At 37.1% G+C, this 20473-nt stretch carries 17 protein-coding genes, 1 pseudogene and 1 riboswitch; of the genes and pseudogenes, 11 read left to right on the plus strand and 7 right to left on the minus strand.

Annotation, left to right across the window (positions count from 1 at the left end; all coding sequences use genetic code 11):
* Nucleotides 1–332: 332 nt before the first annotated feature.
* From JKP73_RS16070 to JKP73_RS16080, 3 genes are read right to left on the minus strand one after another with little or no spacing between them, the layout of a single operon-like run.
* A complete protein-coding gene (locus tag JKP73_RS16070) occupies nt 333–1325 on the minus strand; it encodes an aliphatic sulfonate ABC transporter substrate-binding protein (RefSeq protein ID WP_200411548.1) in 993 nt (330 codons plus the stop codon).
* A 15-nt stretch (nt 1326–1340) separates the two neighbouring features.
* Complete coding sequence (locus JKP73_RS16075; protein ID WP_021292039.1) at nt 1341–2102, minus strand: ABC transporter permease; 762 nt, start codon at nt 2100–2102, stop codon at nt 1341–1343.
* Nucleotides 2080–2877: an ABC transporter ATP-binding protein gene (locus JKP73_RS16080; protein ID WP_021292040.1), complete on the minus strand. Its 798-nt coding sequence runs from the start codon at nt 2875–2877 to the stop codon at nt 2080–2082. Before JKP73_RS16080 ends, JKP73_RS16075 begins: the two co-directional genes overlap by 23 nt.
* A gap of 257 nt (nt 2878–3134) precedes the next feature.
* Here JKP73_RS16080 and thpD point away from each other — a divergent pair, with 257 nt between their 5' ends.
* Nucleotides 3135–4037: an ectoine hydroxylase gene (thpD, locus tag JKP73_RS16085; RefSeq protein ID WP_160807378.1), complete on the plus strand. Its 903-nt coding sequence runs from the start codon at nt 3135–3137 to the stop codon at nt 4035–4037.
* Between the two features lie 127 nt (nt 4038–4164).
* Nucleotides 4165–4317: pseudogene (locus tag JKP73_RS16090) on the plus strand (winged helix-turn-helix transcriptional regulator); the annotation flags it as partial.
* 165 nt (nt 4318–4482) lie between these two features.
* Here JKP73_RS16090 and JKP73_RS16095 read toward each other — a convergent pair.
* Entirely contained in the window at nt 4483–5577 is a 1095-nt protein-coding gene (locus JKP73_RS16095) for a branched-chain amino acid aminotransferase (RefSeq protein ID WP_021292042.1), read from the minus strand.
* A gap of 147 nt (nt 5578–5724) precedes the next feature.
* Between JKP73_RS16095 and JKP73_RS16100 the strand changes: the two genes are divergently transcribed.
* A complete protein-coding gene (locus JKP73_RS16100) occupies nt 5725–6504 on the plus strand; it encodes an HAD family hydrolase (protein ID WP_038245708.1) in 780 nt (259 codons plus the stop codon).
* A 108-nt stretch (nt 6505–6612) separates the two neighbouring features.
* Here JKP73_RS16100 and serA read toward each other — a convergent pair whose 3' ends face one another.
* Complete coding sequence (gene serA, locus JKP73_RS16105) at nt 6613–8199, minus strand: phosphoglycerate dehydrogenase (RefSeq protein ID WP_021292044.1); 1587 nt, start codon at nt 8197–8199, stop codon at nt 6613–6615.
* A gap of 35 nt (nt 8200–8234) precedes the next feature.
* On the minus strand, nt 8235–9383 hold the full coding sequence (locus tag JKP73_RS16110; RefSeq protein WP_021292045.1) for a pyridoxal-phosphate-dependent aminotransferase family protein: 1149 nt from the start codon (nt 9381–9383) through the stop codon (nt 8235–8237).
* A 303-nt stretch (nt 9384–9686) separates the two neighbouring features.
* On the opposite strand from JKP73_RS16110, the gene JKP73_RS16115 reads away from it, so the two are divergent.
* From JKP73_RS16115 to rbsB, 5 genes are all read left to right on the plus strand, one after another.
* Nucleotides 9687–11132 carry a carbon starvation CstA family protein gene (locus JKP73_RS16115; RefSeq protein ID WP_021292046.1) on the plus strand — a complete coding sequence of 482 codons (1446 nt, stop codon included), beginning with the start codon at nt 9687–9689 and terminating at the stop codon, nt 11130–11132.
* Between the two features lie 341 nt (nt 11133–11473).
* Nucleotides 11474–12448, plus strand: a complete 975-nt coding sequence (locus JKP73_RS16120) for a LacI family DNA-binding transcriptional regulator (protein WP_021292047.1) — start codon at nt 11474–11476, stop codon at nt 12446–12448.
* A 241-nt stretch (nt 12449–12689) separates the two neighbouring features.
* On the plus strand, nt 12690–14171 hold the full coding sequence (locus tag JKP73_RS16125) for a sugar ABC transporter ATP-binding protein (RefSeq protein ID WP_160807403.1): 1482 nt from the start codon (nt 12690–12692) through the stop codon (nt 14169–14171).
* Nucleotides 14168–15103 (plus strand): ABC transporter permease subunit, encoded by a 936-nt coding sequence (locus JKP73_RS16130; protein WP_021292049.1) that lies wholly within the window; start codon nt 14168–14170, stop codon nt 15101–15103. The genes JKP73_RS16125 and JKP73_RS16130 overlap by 4 nt, the downstream gene beginning before the upstream one ends.
* A 36-nt stretch (nt 15104–15139) precedes the next feature.
* Nucleotides 15140–16084: a ribose ABC transporter substrate-binding protein RbsB gene (rbsB, locus tag JKP73_RS16135; RefSeq protein WP_160807377.1), complete on the plus strand. Its 945-nt coding sequence runs from the start codon at nt 15140–15142 to the stop codon at nt 16082–16084.
* 259 nt (nt 16085–16343) lie between these two features.
* Here rbsB and JKP73_RS16140 read toward each other — a convergent pair whose 3' ends face one another.
* Nucleotides 16344–17447: a 5-methyltetrahydropteroyltriglutamate--homocysteine S-methyltransferase gene (locus tag JKP73_RS16140; RefSeq protein ID WP_021292051.1), complete on the minus strand. Its 1104-nt coding sequence runs from the start codon at nt 17445–17447 to the stop codon at nt 16344–16346.
* Between the two features lie 89 nt (nt 17448–17536).
* A riboswitch (SAM riboswitch) is annotated at nt 17537–17639 on the minus strand.
* A gap of 136 nt (nt 17640–17775) precedes the next feature.
* On the opposite strand from JKP73_RS16140, the gene JKP73_RS16145 reads away from it, so the two are divergent.
* The 3 genes from JKP73_RS16145 to JKP73_RS16155 all read left to right on the plus strand — a co-directional run bounded on the left by JKP73_RS16145 (nt 17776) and on the right by JKP73_RS16155 (nt 20162).
* Complete coding sequence (locus JKP73_RS16145) at nt 17776–18693, plus strand: aldo/keto reductase (protein WP_160807376.1); 918 nt, start codon at nt 17776–17778, stop codon at nt 18691–18693.
* A gap of 129 nt (nt 18694–18822) precedes the next feature.
* The gene (locus JKP73_RS16150) at nt 18823–19521 is read left to right on the plus strand and encodes a CBS domain-containing protein (RefSeq protein ID WP_200411549.1); all 699 of its coding nucleotides are present in this window, start codon (nt 18823–18825) and stop codon (nt 19519–19521) included.
* Between the two features lie 29 nt (nt 19522–19550).
* Complete coding sequence (locus JKP73_RS16155; RefSeq protein ID WP_160807375.1) at nt 19551–20162, plus strand: 3'-5' exonuclease; 612 nt, start codon at nt 19551–19553, stop codon at nt 20160–20162.
* The last annotated feature ends 311 nt before the right edge of the window (nt 20163–20473 follow it).

Raw genomic sequence — 20473 nt, forward strand, 5'->3', positions numbered from 1 at the left:
CCATCCGTTTACACGTGCAGTCAACATACGTAGACTCTTGAAGAAAGCGAAGCATTGTTACGAAGCGATAGACAACCTATTAAATGTAAACAAATCATCCGAACGGTTCGAGTGAAATCGTTCCAATGATTATAGGAATAAGATACTTTTATCTTCGTCTCTATCAAGGTGTGAAAAAGCAGTTATGCTTGAATGCAGAAAGTGGAGCGGTTGGCTAGGTAATTATATGTGAATAACTGAAAACGGGGAATCATCCTTGTGCTTATCTTATGAAAGAAATAATAAAGATCCCCTGGAAGTCCATGATAGGCTCTTTCCAGGGAGATGATTGGTTATTCTATGAAACTTTTGTCAACTAATCCTTTTAAGTCAGGTTTTTCTTTTAGAAATGCTAAATCATAGGAAGCATTAGAGAAATCCTGTAAGACATCCGCTTCTATATTGTAAGTGAAGTCAATTCGTTTCCAAGCATTATCAATGACTGATTTCGAGAGTTTTTGATCTGTTATCTCGTTAATTTTATCAATGGCTATTGTTTTAGCTTCCTCTGGGTTTTCTTGAATGAATTCAGTCGCTTTTTTATGTCCATCAACGATATGTTGAACAAGTTCAGGGTTATTCTTTGTTAAATCTTGCGAGGTAACAAAGACGGCAGCTGGAAGTGATTCTCCCCAGGCAACTTCAGATGTGTCAATCAGCACTTCTCCACTGCCTTCTGCTTCTATGACAGAAGCCCATGGCTCTGGGACAGTAGCGGCGTCAATTTTTCCGGAAGTAAACATACTATGGTAGGTTGCTGGTTTGCCTGTAACATGTTTCATTTCTCCATTGACTCGATCAGAGGTAAGGTTGTATTCTTCTTTCATTTGTGCTTCGAATTGGACATCATGCGTACATCCCACGCGAGGTGAAATAAATGTCTTACCAGCTAGGTCGTCGGGCGTTTCTATCCCAGCATTATTTCGAGCCATAATCACTGTTCCTCCGGTTGATCCAGCTGCGACAATATTAGCTTTTGCACCGCTAACAAAATGATTCATAGCTGGACCAGGTCCAACTAAACCACCTTCAATTTCACCTGTTTCTAATGCAGTCATAAAGGCAGAACCATCAGGAAAATATTGATAATTTACTTTTGTTCCATCTGGTAATGTTTCCGCATATAAATTTTTTTCCTCGGCTACCATTCCAGCGACATGATTAATGTTTGGGAAGTAACCAATTGTTATCTCTTTTTGTTCACCATCCGTTTCATTATTTCCGCAAGCTGCTAACACGCTCGCAATTAATGAAAATAGGAAAATAAATTCTACGATTTTATTCATTCGTTATTCATCCTTTCACCTTAATAGTCCCCATCTCTTTCTTACTGTGTGTTCTAACTTTGAAAATACAAAATGATCCATAAATGCTCCGATTACTCCAATAATTATAATGATACCAATCACTTGATCCATTCTCGCGTAGTCTTGCGCGTAGCTTAGCGAATATCCTAGACCTGGACCATTACTTAACAATTCACCAGCCATTAATGCACGCCAGCTAAATGCCCAAGCAAGTCGTATACCTGTCATAAAGTAGGGGATGCCAGCAGGTATCTCTACTCGATAAAATAATTCCATTCCTTTTGTCCCCATCGTTCTAGCTGCTCGAATAAGCTGTGGTGATACGTTCTGAATTGCTGAACGAACATTAATCGCCATGACAAAGGTTCCTCCTAGTACCACAACGAAAATGACAGAAAACTCCGTAAATCCAAATAACATGATCGCGAGAGGAACCCATACAATACTTGGAATACTTTGAAGTGCAATTAAATACATTCCTGCTGTTTCATCCGCTTGTTTCGATTTACCAAGAATGACACCGACAATCGTTCCGATTACAATGGCTAATGACATCCCAGCTAAAAGATGTTTAAAGCTAGCTCCTAAAGCTTCTACAAACTCCCCACTTGCAAAGCCTTCATATAATGTAGTAGCAACAGTACTTGGGGAGGGGAATACAATTGCTTCAAAAATGTTTAAAGAATAAATCGTTTGCCATATACCTAAAACAACAACGAGAAAGATCATCCGCTTAACTGCTATGCTGAAATTCATCCGATAACTCTTCCTTTAACACTTTATTTATTTCTATTTTTAAAAGTTCCATAATGTGTTGCTCTAATTCAATAACATTACGATCTTCGCGTTCACGCGGTCTCTGTAGATCAATTGGAATATCTGAAATAATCCTTCCTGGACGAGTACCCATTACGATAATTCGGTCAGATAATTTAATTGCTTCTTGAATGCTATGTGTAACAAATAGAATGGTTTTCTGTGTTTCCTGCCATATATCCAATAATTTGTCTTGGAGAATATGGCGTGTTTGTTCATCAAGCGCTCCAAAAGGTTCATCCATCAGCAGCACTTTAGGATCCATTGCTAAAGCGCGAGCAATTGCAACACGTTGCTGCATTCCTCCCGATAGTTCATATATATAATGGTTTTTAAATTTGCTTAATTGCACCATTTTTAAAAAACGATCCGCATGATTGTCGGCATCTTGTTTAGATAATCTTTTTCTAAGTGGAAAGGTAACATTGCCTCTCACGTCAAGCCATGGGAAGAGAGAAGGTTGTTGGAACACCATTCCGCGGTCTGGACCTGGTTTGTTTATTTCCTTTCCCTGTAATGAAATAGAACCTTCTGTTGTATTTTCTAGTCCAGCAACTATAGATAATAATGTGGATTTTCCACAGCCAGATGGACCAAGAATGGAAACAAACTGATTTTCCGGAATTGTAATTCGAATATCGGAAAAGACTTCAAAAGAGGATTGCTTCTCTTGATCAATAAACGTTTTTCCGATGTTTTCCATTTGAAGAAACAATACAATGACCTCCTTAATCTGTTAATTCCTATAAAAAAACTTGGAATTGATTTGAATTGTTATTATTATACGCAACAGTAGGCAAAAACGTCAATGTTCTATGAAAGATTATAGAATAATTCTAAAAATTTTTATATTAGGAGTTTAATAGGTAATCTATACGGGTAGACGTCGTTAATGTAAGGAGGTTTTCCAACAATAGGGATAGGAGTTATACAAAGCTTACTGTGAAAATTCGAATAGGAGGAGTGCTAATCATGGAAGATCTTTATCCTTCAAGACAAAATAATCAACCGAAGATTTTGAAAAGGAAGGATCCTGTAATCTATACTGATCGATCCAAAGATAATCAAGCCCCTATTACAAAAGAACAGCTTGATTCCTATGAGAAAAATGGATTTCTGCAGATTAAAAACTTTTTCTCTGAAGACGAAGTGATAGATATGCAGAAAGCGATTTTTGAACTGCAGGATTCAATCAAAGATGTGGCTTCCGATAAAGTAATACGCGAACCGGAAAGCAATGACATCCGTTCTATTTTTCACGTTCATCAGGATGATAACTATTTCCAAGATGTGGCAAATGACAAACGCATTCTTGATATTGTTCGTCACCTTTTGGGAAGCGATGTGTATGTACATCAATCCCGAATTAATTATAAACCGGGATTTAAAGGAAAGGAGTTTGACTGGCATTCTGATTTCGAGACATGGCATGTAGAAGATGGAATGCCACGGATGCGAGCCATCAGTGTATCTATTGCTCTATCAGATAACTATTCGTTTAACGGACCTTTGATGCTTATACCAGGGTCCCATAACTATTTTGTGAGTTGTGTAGGTGAAACACCTGATAATAACTATAAAGAATCATTGAAGAAGCAGAAGCTGGGCGTACCTGATGAAGAAAGCCTTCGTGAACTAACAAGAATAGGCGGGGGTATCTCTGTTCCAACTGGTAAGGCAGGATCTGTTACATTGTTTGAAAGTAACACAATGCATGGTTCAACCAGCAATATTACACCATATCCACGTAATAATTTATTCATGGTGTATAATAGTGTTAAAAATCGTTTAGTGGAGCCGTTTTCTGGTGGTGAAAAGCGTCCGGAATATATAGCAGTACGAGAGAAACAACCAGTGTATAGTGCTGTAAACTAACATAGAATAAGAAAACCTTCTTCTTAACCACTTCTATCCCTAGATAGAAAAACCAGCTTCCAAGACAATCACTTGGAAGCTAGTTTTTTAATAATAAGATATTGTATATCGTGCAGTTTATTTATGGGGTTCGAAACGATTTGGTGAATTACAACGATTAATGCCAAATGTCACAAGGATGGTGCTGCCCCAATAGCTTAGAGAGCTAGAAGCTGATGGCATTATCTATCGGAGAGTTCCTTCAAAAGTAGAGTACGTGCTTACAGAATATGGAGAAACCTTCTGAGAAGTACTTGATATTATGTATGCATGAGGAGAACAATGGATTCAACTAGAAATATTAAACAGGAAAAAATAACGTAATAAAAAAAGGAGGAAGTATTAAGCTGCTTCCTCCTTTTAATGTTACTAGTTATGCTTCTATTAAATGGAAATATAAATTCAATTACTGCTTTACTGCATTCGCTTCATTAACAATATCAATCCATCCGAAGGGGTCTTTTTCTTTGCCATATTGAATTCGAGTTAATGTGTTATATAAATCTCTTGATATTTTTCCGGTTTTTCCATCATTAATATATAAATCTTTATCCTCCCAGCTTAACTGCCCAATTGGAGAGATAACTGCAGCAGTTCCCGTACCAAACGCTTCTTCTAAACTGCCATCTAAATAAGCTTGATATAAAACTTCCATTGAAATTCTTTCTTCAATTACAGGAACATTCCAATGTTGCAGTAATTGAATTACAGAATTACGTGTAACACCTTCAAGAATGCTGCCATTAAGTGCAGGTGTATATACTTTTCCGTTTATTTTAAAGAATACGTTCATGCTGCCAACTTCTTCAATATATTTTTTCTCTACACCATCAAGCCATAACACTTGAGTAAATCCTTTTTGAGAACAAAGTTCTTGTGCTTTTAGACTTGCAGCATAATTTCCACCCGTTTTTGCTTCACCCGTACCACCTTTAACCGTTCGAACATATTGATTTTCTACAGCGATTTTTACAGGATTAATCCCTTCTTTATAATAGGCCCCAACTGGTGATAGAATAACGATCAATCTATACTGATGTGATGGAGCAACTCCAATAAACGGTTCCGTAGATATAATGAATGGACGAATATAAAGGGAAGTTCCCTCAGCAGTTGGAATCCAATCTTTATCTAAATACACCAGCTGCTTAATAGCCTGCAATACAAACGCTTCATCGATCGGAGGGATACAAAGACGATCATTTGACCGGTTTAAACGTTGCATGTTTTTTTCAGGGCGGAACAACTGAATATTACCCTCTGGCGTGTAATACGCCTTTAATCCTTCAAAAACCGATTGACCATAATGAAATGTCATTGCAGAAGGATCAATTGAGAATGGTTGGTAAGGGATGATGCGTGCATCATGCCAACCTAATGGTACAGAATAATCCATTATAAACATATGGTCTGTAAATACTCTTCCAAACTCCAATTGATCTGTGTTTGGCTTTTCCTTTTTTGTTGCAGAACGATTAATTTCAATTGTCCATTCTTCCATGTCACTATCCCCTTGCTGTAAAAATTTTAATAACTATAATAGTCTATATTTCTAATAAAAGCAACCCTAAATATTCAGTTTTTTTAATTTAATTAAAATGTTGTATACTTTTAATTAACGTATGCAGGCAGAAGGAGAGATGTATAGATGCTAAAAGCAATTATATTTGATTTGGACGATACATTATTATGGGATAGCAGAAGTGTCTCCGAATCATTTAAAGAGACTTGTAAGTTAGCAGAAGATAAAAATCCAGTAATTGATCCTATCCAACTGGAAAATAGAGTAAGACAGGAAGCGCGAACGCTTTATGCTTCCTATCCCACTTATAAATTCACACAAATGATTGGAATCAATCCATTTGAAGGGCTGTGGGGGGAGTTTAACGATGAAGGGGAGAGCTTTAAACAATTAAATCGAATTGCTCCTCAATATCGTAAAGATGTGTGGACGAATGGTTTACAGGCAATAGGGGTTAATGATTCTCACTTGGGCTTAACCTTAGCAAATGCCTTTGTAGCATATCGTAAAAAGAATTCATTTGTATATCAAGACACCTTTTCTGTATTAGACAAACTATATAAGAAATACCGGTTAGCACTTTTGACAAATGGGTCTCCTGATTTACAACAAACAAAATTAGCGATGACGGCAGAGTTAGAACGATATTTTGAGCAAATTGTAATTTCTGGAGAATTCGGAAAAGGCAAGCCAGATCCAGGTATTTTTCAATATATGTTAAAACAGCTTGGGGTAGCTAAAGATGAAGTGTTAATGGTGGGGGACAATTTACATACAGATATTCTAGGGGCTTCACGTGCAGAAATAGCTTCCATATGGATTAATCGAAATAATCTCGATAACAACGAGATTCCGACATATGAAGTAAATCGTTTATCTGAAATTCTTTCGATTATTAAAGAATAAAGCAAGAGCGCTCTAAAAACTACTTAACAACTGGAAGATGCATCTGTTGAGGATCCTATGCCAGTTGTTAGGTAGGTATTTGACAGCTCTTGCTTTCCTATCGATATATTATAAATCAATTGCCGTGGCATCATGAATCTCTTCAAGTTGCTCCAGCGCTCGTAATTCCTTTTCTTCGATGTGTCGATCAACTGACATCACCATAATGGCTTCGCCTCCGATATCTGCTCTATCGACCTGCATCGTTGCAATATTAATCTCTTGGGTGGCTAAAAAGCTTCCCATTTTCCCAATGACCCCTGGTTGGTCCTTATGATGAATGACTAGTAAGTGTCCTTTTGGTGTAACATCAACACTGTAATGATCCATTTTTACAATACGAGGTCCTAAGCCATTCAATAGCGTGCCCGCAACACTTCGTTTTTCTGATTTCGTAATGATTTCCACTTTTAATAGATTGGTAAAACCTTGTGTGGAAGATGTTTTATTTTCATTGACAGTGATGCCTCTTTTTTCAGCGAGATAAAGTGCATTGACATCATTTACATGTTCGCCTAGATGACGGGTTAATAGCCCTTTAATTGTATTACGTGTAATTGGTCCGATTTTGGTTTGTGATAGATCACCGGAGTAATATAGATTGATCTCTTCAACAGGTTCATTTGCCAAATGAATAAGGAAGTGACCAAGTTTTTCGGCAAGATGGAAATATGGTTCAATTTGGCTAAGTATATCTTTAGGAACAGAAGGGAGATTAACTGGGTTACGTACAGCTTCTCCAGATAGAAAGCGAATGACATCTTCACTGACATCAATCGCGACACTTTCTTGTGCTTCAAACGTACTAGCACCGAGGTGAGGTGTTGCGATAACTTCGGGTAATTCCAAAAGAGGGTGATCATAAAATGGTTCTTCCTCAAATACATCTAAAGCTGCACCGGCTACCTTTTTAGATTGTATCGCATGATACAATGCGTCCTCATCGATGATCCCCCCGCGGGCACAGTTAACAATGTGTACGCCTGGCTTAACAGCATGAAACGCGTCTGCATTAAGTAAATGACGTGTCTCTTTTAAAAGTGGAGTGTGGATGGTGATAAAGTCAGCTGCGTGTAATACTTCGTCTACGGATCCATATTGAATATCCATTTTTTTGGCTTGATCTTCTGTTAAAAATGGGTCATATGCAATGATATTCATGCGTTGCCCTTTCGCACGATACGCAACCTCCGCACCTATTCTTCCAAGACCAATAATGCCAAGTGTTTTGTTTTTAAGCTCCGTACCTACGTATTTTTTCCGATCCCATTGTTTGTTCATTAAAGATAAATAAGCTTGAGGTATTTTTCTTGAGAGAGCCATGATCATGGCCATTGTATGTTCTGCTGCTGAATTCGTATTGCCATTTGGTGCATTAACAACGATTATTCCATGTTCCGTTGCGGCATCAAGATCAATGTTGTCTACCCCCACACCTGCGCGTCCAATAATTTTTAAATTGGTGGCTTTCGTAATTAATTCCCGGTTAACTTGAGTTTGACTTCTTACCAATAACGCATCATATTCTGTAATTTGGTTTGCCAATTTTTCCTGTGACCAATCTGTAGCTAGTTCAATACTAATATTCTCTGCCTGAAGCAGGGGATACATCCCTTCTTCACTTAATGGATCTGATATTAGGATTTTAAAAGCCATTTTGTCTGCCTCCTTGTGTGAAAATATATTTTCGATTAAATATCTAAATAAGCAGTTTGAGCCGCTTTAACACCGGTACCAAGTTCAATCGTTTTGTCTATCGATTGCAAGCCGACTTCTACTAGACTAATAATTTGTAACACATCAGCTGGTGAACAATATCCCATATGCCCAATTCGGAAAATATTACCTTTTAAATGCTGTTGTCCACCAGCAATCGTTAGTCCGAATTTTGAACGAAGTTCTCTTCGTAGATCTTCTGATGAAAAATCATTTGGTTTTACAGCTGTTACGGTTGGCGATGCATCCATATCAGTTGTGAGAAGCGGAATATCTAACGCATGAAAGGCATCTCTTGTCATTTTTGCCATTAAATGATGTCGTTGAAATACAGTAGATAATCCTTCCTCCTCAATTAGCTGCAGTGCTTGCTTTAGCCCTAATAATAGAGAGACTGCTGGTGTGAACGGACTTGCATCTTCCTGTAGTTTGTCTCGATATCTTCGCATATCTAAATAAAAACGGGGATGACTGTTTTTCTCAATCACTTTCCACGCTCGTTTGCTTGCTGCAACAAATGCCAAGCCTGCTGGGAGCATCATTGCTTTCTGTGATCCAGTTACAACGATATCAAGTCCCCACTTATCCATTTTTGTTTCCGTCCCCCCAATACAAGATACACCATCCACGATAAATAGAGCTTCCGATTCTTGATGAACAACCTTTGCTAATTGCTTAATTGGATTCAAAACACCAGTAGATGTTTCACAGTAAGTAGCAAATACTGCTTTTACCGTAGGGATTGATTTTAAGTATTGTGTTAATTGCTCGGGATCCGCAGCCTCTCCCCAATTCACATCATATTTGTGAACCTTTATGTGATATTCCTCACATATTTTTGTAAATCGATCTCCAAATGCGCCTGATACAATGACGATAACCTCATCTCCGGGCTGAACTGCATTCACCACAGCTGTTTCCAACGCAGCTGTCCCACTTGCTGTATATATTAATACATCTTCGTTTGTACCAAAGATCGGTTTGAGCTTATCTTTTACACCGTGAAGTAAATCTTTCATATCCTGACTACGGTGACCAATCATGGGCTGGGTCATCGCTCTTTGTATACTAGGGGGAATAGGGGTAGGCCCTGGGATTCTAAGTATTTGATGATCCGTATACATTATTTTCTCCTTTCCTTTCCTTGGGGTTTCATCTGAAATAATATTCTTCAGCATAGCAGAAGTTTGTGTATTGTCAATAAATTTAATGAATTTATAATAGTTAAATTACTGAAAAAGGTGTAAGATCTTATTCTTATTCGGGAAAGAATCTATTTGTTAATTCCATGATATGGAAATAAAATAAATTTTCATAAAATAGCTTGCATAAAACCAACATCCGATATAGAATATTCTTTAAAATTTCAAAAAACACTACGAGAGAATCTATATCTATTAGATTTTCGGATAAGGAGGGGAAAAGCGATGGTTACTTTTGTAGCATCCATCTTGCTATTACTAATCGGTTATTTTGTATACGGAAAGGTGGTGGAACGAATTTTTGGCGTCAATGATCAACAACCTACACCTGCCTATGCAAAACAGGATGGGTTTGACTACATGCCTATGAGTTGGTGGAAAGCTAGTCTTATACAGCTTTTAAATATCGCTGGAACCGGTCCGATTTTTGGTGCCATTTTGGGAGCGTTATATGGTCCCGTTGCTTTTATTTGGATTGTTATTGGTTGTATATTCGCAGGGGCTGTACATGATTATATGTCAGGGATGCTATCACTTCGTCATGGTGGCACGCAATTCCCTTCATTGGTTGGTAAATATTTAGGGAAATATGCTAGAGCTTTTATTACGTTATTATCCATTTTATTAATGATCTTGGTTGCAGCAGCTTTTACAGCAGCACCTGCCCAATTGATGACGCAAATCACGCCGCTTAATTTTGTAACATGTATTTTAGTCGTATTTGCTTATTTTCTACTAGCAACTGTTTTGCCAATAAATAAAATTATTGGTAAAATTTATCCAATATTTGGTGCGATTCTCATTTTTATGGCAGTTTCCATTGGAATAGGGATCTTCTTTTTTGATTATTCGGTACCGAATTTAACGCTTAGCAACTTGCATCCTGGCCAATTGCCTATCTGGCCACTTTTAATGGTAACAATCTCTTGTGGTGCAATCTCAGGATTCCATAGTACACAAAGTCCAATTCTTGCTCGAACCTTAAAAAAAGAAAGTGAAGGACGTAAGGTTTTTTATGGGGCTATGATCGGTGAAGGGATTATTGCATTAGTTTGGGCGGCAGCAGGAATGGCTTTTTATAACGGAACAAATGGATTACAGGCTGTATTAAATAGTGGTGGTCCTGCCGGGGTAGTAAATGAAATAAGTGTTGCTACACTTGGTTCATTCGGAGGTGTTTTAGCAATTCTTGGTGTTATGATTCTACCGATTACTACAGGGGATACAGCACTACGCTCATCTAGGATGATGCTAGCTGATTTAATTAATCAGATAGCAAAAAAGGATATAATGGGGAAAAAATCACTCATTTTACTTGTTATTCCAGTAGCACTTCCAGCTTTTTGTTTATCTTTAATTGATTATACATTTTTATGGCGTTATGTTGGCTGGTCAAACCAAGTAGTCGCTACATTTATGTTATGGACAGGCGCTATGTATTTATTAAAACATAATAAGTTCCATTGGATTTGTAGTATACCAGCATTATTTATGACAGCAGTTGTTAGCACATATATCTTCTATGCTCCGGAAGGATTCCAGTTAGACTATTCCATTTCAATGATACTTGGGACAATTATTTGGGCAATCGTATTAAGTTGGTTTATCTATACGTTAATTCAACATCATACAAAAAACAAACAAAAACTAGCAAAAACGATTGCAAGCTGATGCACGTAAAAGAGAGGGAGTCCCTCTCTTTTTTTATTACGTCCAGAAGGCGAGTTATGTTGGCGGAGGAATATAGAACCATGTAATGAAGTAATCCGAACAGATTCGAGTGAAATCGTTCGGATGATTATAGGAATAACCCCAATTTTTTGTCTTCGTTTCATATTTACTGAGTAGGAAAAGATAAATGCTGGTTGTCAGAGTAAAGATATACCAGTTTATCTTTTTGGAAGATAGGGATATTTTAAAAAATATTGACAATTTCTGCAAGGAGCTCTAAGATGTAACATGTAACGGGTTACATATAACTATCAACTTAATTCCGGAAGAGGTTAAAAAACATGGCAACAATAAAAGATGTGGCTAATTTAGCTAATGTTTCTACTGCTACTGTATCTAGAGTTTTAAATAATAATGGATACGTAAATATAGATACTAGAAAACATGTAAAAGCGGCTATTACCCAATTAAACTATCGACCGAATGATATAGCACGCAGTCTTTATAAGGGTAGCTCAAGAATAATTGCACTATTCGTTCCTGATATTATGAATCCTTTTTTTCCTGAACTTGCACGTGCAGTTGAAGACGTTACAAAAAAACATCAGTACACCTTTGTTCTTTGTAATACGGATGACAATCCTGAAAAAGCAAAAGCTTATCTAGAAGCATTACAGCAAAAATCTGTGGATGGTTTTATTATTGTATCAAGTAATTTAGAACCGAAACATCTTGGTCATATAGATGTGCCTGTAGTCGCGCTTGATCGGATTGTAAGCGATAAATTATCGTCCGTCACTATTAAAAATCGCGAAAGTGCAAGAGTAGCCACACAGTATTTAAAAGATGCGGGATGCCAACGTATAGCCCATATTTGTGGCCCTGATTTTGCAGTTAATACAATGGAGCGATTAAAAGGGTATCTCGATGTCGTGAAAGAAGAAAAATGGTTTTTATCTAGTTACGTTGTCTGTGGAGAATATAATTATGAAATGACGATTTCAATTACGAAAGAATTACTCGTGAACCATCCTGAAATTGACGGTATTTTTGCAGCGAATGATTTGATGGGCATCAGTGTTTTGAAAGCAGCTGAAAAGTTAGGAATTAAAGTACCGGGTCAGTTAGCTGTAGTAGGGTTTGATGGTATTGCGATGGCTGAAACAGCCACTCCTTCATTAACAACCATACAACAGCCAATCTATCAAATTGGGGCACAGGCAGCACATTTATTATTAGAGCATATTAATCATCCAAATAGCGAAATACAACAATTAAAATTGGATACAAAATTAGTAGTTAGAGATTCAACATAATTAAAAAAACACTAGGAATATAGTAAACAAAAGGCATAAGTCGTAGGAATCTTCATTCTTGATAAAACACGGCAATATAGAGTTTTTACATATTATTATCTGTATATTCCTCATGGTCACATTAAAAGACCAAATCGTTTTAATAACTGAAGTTATTCAACCATATGTGAATACAGTGTTTGAGTAGGCATTATAGGGACAAGGGGGGATAGAAGTGACTAAAGCAACCAAGATAATTGAGATGACAAATATTGATAAAAGATTTGCTGGGAATCACGTTTTAAATTCCGTTTGTTTTCAAGTAGTCCACGGAGAAATACATGCATTAATGGGAGAAAATGGTGCAGGGAAATCAACACTAATCAAAGTACTCACTGGTATACACACCCGTGATCAAGGGGTGATAAAAGTTCGGGGCAAGGAGGTACATTTCTCTGATCCAAAACAAGCAGAGAAACAAGGTATTGTGGTTATTCATCAAGAATTAAATATTATTCCTTACTTAACAGTTACAGAGAATATGTTTCTAGGTAAAGAAATAACGTACAAAAAAACTGGTATTCTAAATAAAAAGGAGATGAAACTACATACCGAACGAAATTTAAAGAGACTGGGAGTATCCAATATTTCTCCAGACGATATTGCTAGTGATTTATCTGTAGGTAAGCAGCAACTGGTAGAAATAGCTCGAGCATTAGCAGCTAATGCGGATTTACTTATTATGGATGAACCGACTGCTGCTTTAACAGAAAGAGAGATTAAAAACCTATTTTATGTTATTTCCACTCTAAAGCAACAAGGTGTTAGCATTATTTATATTTCACATCGAATGGAAGAGATCTTTGAAATTTGTGATCAAATTACCGTTCTACGTGATGGTGAATTTATTAGTACTAAAGCCACCGAACAAACATCCTTTGAGGAAATAGTTAAAATGATGGTGGGTAGAGAACTTGGAGAACGTTTTCCAGTAAGGAATGGAAAGCTTGGAGAAGTAATATTTGAGGTAAATCATTTGTCTAGAAAAGGATATTTTCAAGATGTTAGTTTTGATGTAAAACAAGGAGAGATACTCGGTGTTTCTGGTTTGATGGGAGCTGGACGATCCGAAGTAATGGAAGTCTTATTTGGATTTCGTAAAAAGAATGAAGGAACTATAAAATTACATGGTAAACAGTTAGTCATTAAACATCCAAATGACGCAGTGAAGGCAGGGATAGGATTTATTACTGAAGACCGAAAAGCAAAGGGGCTAGTATTGCAGTCATCCATTCGGGAAAACATCGCATTACCAAATTTGAAAACGATATCAAAAGTAGGAATTATCCGAAAATCACAAGAAATAGCTTTCATTGATCATTTAATGAATCGACTCCAAGTTCGAATGACTGGTAAAGAACAAGAAGTAAAATCTTTAAGCGGGGGTAATCAACAAAAAGTAGTTATAGCAAAATGGTTAGGTATTAAACCCAAACTATTAATTTTAGATGAGCCGACAAGAGGAGTAGATGTTGGGGCAAAGAAAGAAATCTATCATATTATGAATGAGCTAACGGAGCTGGGTGTGGCTATCATCATGGTTTCATCCGAATTACCAGAGGTGTTAGGAATTAGTGATCGTATCATGGTTTTACATGAAGGAAGAACAATTGGCATCTTTAATCGGAACGATGTGGATCAAGAGATAATTATGACTGCAGCAACAGGAGGCGAGAGAGCATGAAAAAGCTAGGTCGCCTTCAATTAGCAACATTGGGACCACTCTTCGGGTTAATTCTTATTACTAGCGTATTAGCAATAATGAGCGATAATTTCTTTACATTAACGAATATTTTTAATTTATTACGACAAGTTTCCGTTAATGCGTTAATTGCATTTGGGATGACATTTGTCATATTAACCGCTGGAATTGACCTATCGGTAGGATCGATTCTAGCACTAGGCAGTGCATTGACAGCAGGTCTATTAACAAGTGGAATAGACCCGATCCTAGCTGTATGTATTGGCTTAATAATCGGCCTCATTTTAGGAACGGTCAATGGATTGATCATTACAAAGGGAAGAGTAGCGCCATTTATTGCAACATTAGCCACAATGACAATCTATCGAGGTATAACATTAGTCTACACAGATGGAAGACCAATCACTGGACTATCGGATAGCTTTGCCTTTGAGATGATCGGCAAGGGGTATGTTTTTGGAATTCCCTTTCCTGCCATAGTAATGGTGATTGTATTTATTGTTCTTTATTTTATTCTTCGACAAACTGTATTTGGAAGGGAAGTATATGCCGTAGGTGGTAATGAAGAGGCTGCTACGTTATCAGGAATAAAAGCAGATCGCGTTAAAATTTGGGTATATTCACTAACTGGTATGCTTTCTGTTTTAGCAGGTATTATTATTACAAGTCGATTGAATTCTGCCCAACCGACAGCCGGATCCATGTATGAGCTGGATGCCATTGCAGCGGTTGTAATTGGAGGGACAAGCCTTGCGGGAGGCCGTGGAAGAATTGTCGGTACCTTAATTGGTGCTCTAATTATAGGTGTTATAGATAATGGATTAAATTTATTGAATGTTCCATCTTTCTATCAACAAATTGTCAAAGGTGGGGTGATTCTACTAGCTGTATTATTAGATCGTAAAACATCGTAAGTAGTGATAATTTATACGTAATTAGGAGGAATGGACATGAAAAAACAATTACTTGTAAGCTTTACCTTAGGATTATTTCTCTTTCTCGTGGCATGTTCAACAGAAGCACCTGGAGAAGCATCTGATGGTTCAGATGAATCGAATAATGAAAAAGCGAGTGAAGATGTAAAAGTGGGTTTATCCATTTCCACTTTAAATAACCCATTTTTTGTAACATTGCGAGATGGTGCAGAAGCAAGTGCAAAGGAATCGGGATATGAAATAATTACTTTCGATGCACAGAATGATCCATCAACACAATTGAGTGATATCGAAGATTTATTACAGCAAGACATTGATGTTTTATTGATTAACCCAGTGGATTCGAATGCAGTGGTCTCAGCGATTGAATTGGCAAATGACGCGAATGTTCCTGTAATTACAGTTGACCGAAGTGCAGGTGGAGGAGAGGTGGTAACTCATATTGCTTCAGATAATGTTGAAGGAGGGGAAATGGCAGGAGATTTTATTGCTGAACAACTTAAAGAAACAGGAAAAATCGTTGAGTTACAGGGGATTGCTGGTGCATCGGCTACTAGAGAAAGGGGAGAGGGTTTCCATCATATTGTCGATGAATTAGAAGGCATCGAAGTAGTTGCTAGTCAATCGGCAAATTTTGATCGTACCGAAGGATTATCCGTAATGGAAAATATCTTACAAAGTGTTGGAGACTTCCATGCTGTATTTGCGCATAATGATGAGATGGCACTCGGTGCAGTGGAAGCACTGCAGGCGCAGGGCTTATTAGATAACGTAGTTGTTGTCGGGTTTGATGCTACTGATGACGCAGTAGCAGCTGTAGAAGAAGGATCGATGGATGCAACCATCGCACAGCAGCCAGGTTTAATCGGTGAAAGAGCAATTGCTGCTGTTGGAAAGATTGTCAAAGGCGAAAAAGTAGAAGGTTTCATTCCGGTTGAATTACAAATGGTAACCGAATAAAATTCCTCCGAAAAGCGGTATCAAATTTAGAATGATGCCTCCTTCCATAAACGATTTTATGAAAGGAGGCAGCCACTGATATATCGATAAGAAGCAGTAGAAACCCTTCGGCTTCTGCGGAAACAACAAGGCTCATGATGCTCCACTCGGATAAGAACTTTGCTTATCCGGGTTAGCTAAGGCCATATTCTTCGAAAAGCAAAACGATTTCAAACTTCGATAAAATTACGCTTATAGATATAATTGGTGTAAGGAATCGTTACTCCCAAATTTCTTTCGCAACGTCTACAATGAATTTTAGTTTCCTCCACTGTGCCTCCTCAGTTAAGATATTGCCGTGATGGGTAGAAGCAAATCCACATTGTGGACTTAAACATAATTGCTCTAAAGGTACATAGTTGGCTGCCTCTTTTACTCTAGCGATAATCGCTTCTTTATCTTCAAGTTCTCCTGTCTTCGAAGTTACAACACCTAATACGACTTGTGGCCCTCCAGTAGGAATATGCTTTAAAGGCGTAAAGTCACCGGAACGTTCATCATCATACTCGAAGAAAAAGCCATTTACTTTCTCCTTTGCTAATAATGTTGGTGCGATTAAAGCATAGCTGCCTTCAAAAGCCCAAGTTGATTGATAATTACCTCTACATAAGTGGGTGGTAATCTTTAGGTCATCTGGTTTGTTTTCTAATGCACCATTAACAACGCGAAGAGCTAAATCAATTAATTGTTCCCTTGAATAATCGCCATCATTAAATGGGATAGAAGGTGCTGATAATCCTGCAATGTAGACATCGTCTAATTGAAGGTATCTAACACCGGCATCATAAAATGCTTGAATTGCATCTTGATATGCTTTGATTACATCATTGGCATAATCTTCGATGTTTGGGTAGATTTCCGAATTTCGAATCCCTTTATTGAAAAGTTGATTTGGGCTCGGTATTGTCTGTTTAGGTACTGCACGATCACCAACAATTTCTTTGAACGCAATAAAATCCTGTATAAACGGATGCTCTGAATGAAACGAAATCTTACCTGTGTTACGTACATCGTATTTTTCTGTTTCGACATCTTTGAATTGGTAGCCAGATGATGGGACATATCCTTCAATGCCGTTTAAATGTTCCAAAAAGTCTAAATGCCACCAAGTTCTTCTGAATTCACCGTCTGTAACTACCTTTAAGCCAACTTCAATTTGCTTATCAACGATGTAATTAATTTCTTCAGTTTCAATCGCACGTAGTTGCTTTTTTGTTATCGTGCCTTGTTGATAATCTCTTCTTGCTTGATGCAGTCTCTCTGGTCGAAGTAGACTTCCTACATGGTCTGCCTTGAATGGAGCTTTAATAAGAGTGGTTGTCATTTTACATACCTTCTTTCTTTTTGTTTGTATAACTAAAAAGCCTCTTCTTATAGATAAGAAGAGGCTTTGATATACATTAGCTTGTCCTCTTCTTATCTTCATGCAGCATGCATCTGGAATTGGCACAGTACGTATGAAAAGTCTGTTGCCGAGGCTTCCAAGGGCCAGTCCCTCCACCTCTCTGGATAAGAAGTTATACGATTAATTTAATTATTGAAAATAAGATTACCGTATATACATTGTCTTGTCAACATTATTATTTTAAAACTTCAAATTTTCTTTATTCATGATATGCTAGAGTTATAAAATAGAAGAGGAGATGAGTGGTATGCGCAAATTAAAGTTGGGAAAGAGTGACCTATTTGTTTCTAACCTTGCATTTGGCTGTATGCGGCTAACTCAATTGTCTGTAATGGAAGCGGAAAAATTACTTCACCATGCATTGGGTCTTGGAATCGACTTCTTTGATCATGCAGATATCTATGGCGGAGGGCATTCCGAAGAAATATTTGCTAAAGCTATTCAAATGCGTCCTTCGGTACGAGAAAAAATGAAAATTCAATCAAAGTGTGGAATACGAGAGGGGTTCTTTGATTTTTCTAAAAACCATATAGTAGAATCAGTAGATGGAATACTTAAACGTCTCCAGACAGAGTACCTTGATGTATTATTACTCCACCGTCCGGATGCGTTAATGAAACCTGAAGAGGTGGCAGAGGCATTCCAAGTTCTTAAAGATAGTGGTAAAGTTAGACAATTCGGTGTGAGTAATCATAACCCATTACAAATAGAATTATTAAAGCAATACGTTGCACAAGATTTAATTGTTAATCAATTACAATTCAGTATTATGCATTCTGGAATGGTCGATGCAGGTCTGCAAGTAAACACGCAGCATGTAAATGGAATAAATCGAGATGGAAGTGTATTAGATTATTCTCGAATTAATCATATGACAATACAAGCTTGGTCACCATTTCAATATGGATTCTTTGAGGGCGTTTTTATTGATAATGAAAAATTCCCTGAATTAAATACAAAGCTTATGGAAATAGCTGAAACATACGGAGTAACAAAAACAGCAATTGCTATTGCATGGATTCTACGTCACCCTGCAGGAATTCAACCTGTTGTAGGTACGATGAATCAAGAGCGTTTGTCACTAATAGCAACAGCATCTGACCTTCAGATTACTCGAAAAGAGTGGTATGACATTTATCAAGCAGCAGGAAATAAACTGCCATAGTCAATAAACACAATGTTTCATTTTCGGGATGAAGAACCGCTTCATTCTATTTTTTTCGAAACCCATGAATCAATCTACTGAAAAAAAGGCGTTATTTCCCATCTTACTATGAAAATGAGGAGTACAACCATGTATCAAAACTCAGAGCGTTTTCTTACTGCATTCAACCGAATAGAAAAAATGCTACGTGCGTTATTAATTCATAAGAAAGATGTAGGTTTCTCTAAGGCTGTAAAAATACTTAGAAATTCTAACGCCCTCGTTCGCGAATATAGTGATAATCTTTTGGAGTTTGCAGAACTACGAAATGCTATCGTACATAATAAATTAGATATGACACATGCCATTGCAGAACCGCATGATGCAATTGTGGAGAGAATTGAAGAAATTGAAATAGAATTAAATGAGCCAAAACGGGTAACTCCTTTATTTTCTAGGCAAGTACTTTGTTATCAGAGTAACGATCCTTTAAATCAACTTTTAACAATTATTCATGAAAAACAGTTATCTAAATTTCCTATTTATCAAGGAGATACGTACAAAGGATTATTAACCCAAAAGGGGATAACGAACTGGCTAGCTAGTAAAAAGCAAGAAGAGTCATTTGCTAAGAGTAGTTGTCAACTAGAAGAGATCTTGCCATTTGAAAAACAAGATAATTCTCGTTTTATACATCATGGAATGACAATATATGAGGCCATAGAAATTTTTAAAGAACATACAAGTAAAGGAAGGCGACTAGAAGCATTGCTCATTACCAAAAATGGTAAACCTTCCAAACAATTATTGGGTATGATTACCGCGTGGGATATTTTGGAAATATCCTAATATTGAATAAAAGAAAGAAGAGGAGAAATATGAGGGTTGTCTCGATTGATTTTGAAACAGCAAATGAAAAAAGATTTAGTCCATGTGCAGTGGGGATAGTAGTTTTAGAGGATGGAAAAATTATTGATGAATTCTATCATTTAATTAATCCACTTATGCATTTTAATTCTATGAATATTCACGTGCATGGAATTAATGAAGCTGATGTCGTGGGTGAACCGACGTTTCCTGAAATTTGGCCATCGATCAAATCGTATTTAAGAAGTGGTTTAGTAATTGCGCATAATGCTAGTTTTGATATGAGTGTTATTCGGCAAACACTTGATTATTTTGGATTACCCTATCCTGAAATGAATTATCTTTGTACCGTTGGATTGTCCAAGCAATTTTGGCCCGACTTAACTAATTATAAGTTACATACACTAGCGAACTTTCTACAGATGACGTTTAATCATCATCATGCGCTTGAGGATGCCAGAGTAGCAGCAGCACTATTTCATCATGCGTTTAGGGAAAGTGAAGCCAAATCATTAGAACCATTTTTAGATAGATGCAATTTACAAACTGGTAGAATTTATGAGCGAGGATATGTTACTCCAAAGAAAAAAAAGAAAAATCAACCTAAACGAATATATATTTAAATGGATGGAGGAATAACTAAAACGAGTAGCTGCATCGGCATCATCATAATTGCAAGAAATAAGCCATGCTTTCCGCCGAAACGATAACTTTGGTAAACAAACAATACCTACTCGCATCAAGCTTCGGACGGCTTATTGTTCCTCAAAAATTATCCTTATTTCATTCCTTTTGGCAGTAAGATATTTCAAAAAAATAACGTTAAAATCCCAACTACCATCCGAAGTAATTGGGATTTTGCTTTGTTTAAAACCAAGCTTCTTGCTTTTATTAAATATCTGAATTAAACTAAAAAAAAGAAAATTCTATCTTT

This window comes from Virgibacillus salexigens (genome assembly GCF_014905415.1).
GTDB lineage: Bacteria > Bacillota > Bacilli > Bacillales > Amphibacillaceae > Virgibacillus > Virgibacillus salexigens.

Excerpts from the sequence above, each read along its gene's own strand:
- JKP73_RS16070 (WP_200411548.1), bottom strand. The coding sequence starts at position 1,325 with ATGAATAAAATCGTAGAATTTATTTTCCTATTTTCATTAATTGCGAGC.
- JKP73_RS16075 (WP_021292039.1), bottom strand. The coding sequence starts at position 2,102 with ATGAATTTCAGCATAGCAGTTAAGCGGATGATCTTTCTCGTTGTTGTT.
- thpD (WP_160807378.1), top strand. The coding sequence starts at position 3,135 with ATGGAAGATCTTTATCCTTCAAGACAAAATAATCAACCGAAGATTTTG.
- JKP73_RS16095 (WP_021292042.1), bottom strand. The coding sequence starts at position 5,577 with ATGGAAGAATGGACAATTGAAATTAATCGTTCTGCAACAAAAAAGGAA.
- JKP73_RS16100 (WP_038245708.1), top strand. The coding sequence starts at position 5,725 with ATGCTAAAAGCAATTATATTTGATTTGGACGATACATTATTATGGGAT.
- serA (WP_021292044.1), bottom strand. The coding sequence starts at position 8,199 with ATGGCTTTTAAAATCCTAATATCAGATCCATTAAGTGAAGAAGGGATG.
- JKP73_RS16110 (WP_021292045.1), bottom strand. The coding sequence starts at position 9,383 with ATGTATACGGATCATCAAATACTTAGAATCCCAGGGCCTACCCCTATT.
- JKP73_RS16115 (WP_021292046.1), top strand. The coding sequence starts at position 9,687 with ATGGTTACTTTTGTAGCATCCATCTTGCTATTACTAATCGGTTATTTT.
- JKP73_RS16120 (WP_021292047.1), top strand. The coding sequence starts at position 11,474 with ATGGCAACAATAAAAGATGTGGCTAATTTAGCTAATGTTTCTACTGCT.
- JKP73_RS16125 (WP_160807403.1), top strand. The coding sequence starts at position 12,690 with ATGACAAATATTGATAAAAGATTTGCTGGGAATCACGTTTTAAATTCC.
- JKP73_RS16130 (WP_021292049.1), top strand. The coding sequence starts at position 14,168 with ATGAAAAAGCTAGGTCGCCTTCAATTAGCAACATTGGGACCACTCTTC.
- rbsB (WP_160807377.1), top strand. The coding sequence starts at position 15,140 with ATGAAAAAACAATTACTTGTAAGCTTTACCTTAGGATTATTTCTCTTT.
- JKP73_RS16140 (WP_021292051.1), bottom strand. The coding sequence starts at position 17,447 with ATGACAACCACTCTTATTAAAGCTCCATTCAAGGCAGACCATGTAGGA.
- JKP73_RS16145 (WP_160807376.1), top strand. The coding sequence starts at position 17,776 with ATGCGCAAATTAAAGTTGGGAAAGAGTGACCTATTTGTTTCTAACCTT.
- JKP73_RS16150 (WP_200411549.1), top strand. The coding sequence starts at position 18,823 with ATGTATCAAAACTCAGAGCGTTTTCTTACTGCATTCAACCGAATAGAA.
- JKP73_RS16155 (WP_160807375.1), top strand. The coding sequence starts at position 19,551 with ATGAGGGTTGTCTCGATTGATTTTGAAACAGCAAATGAAAAAAGATTT.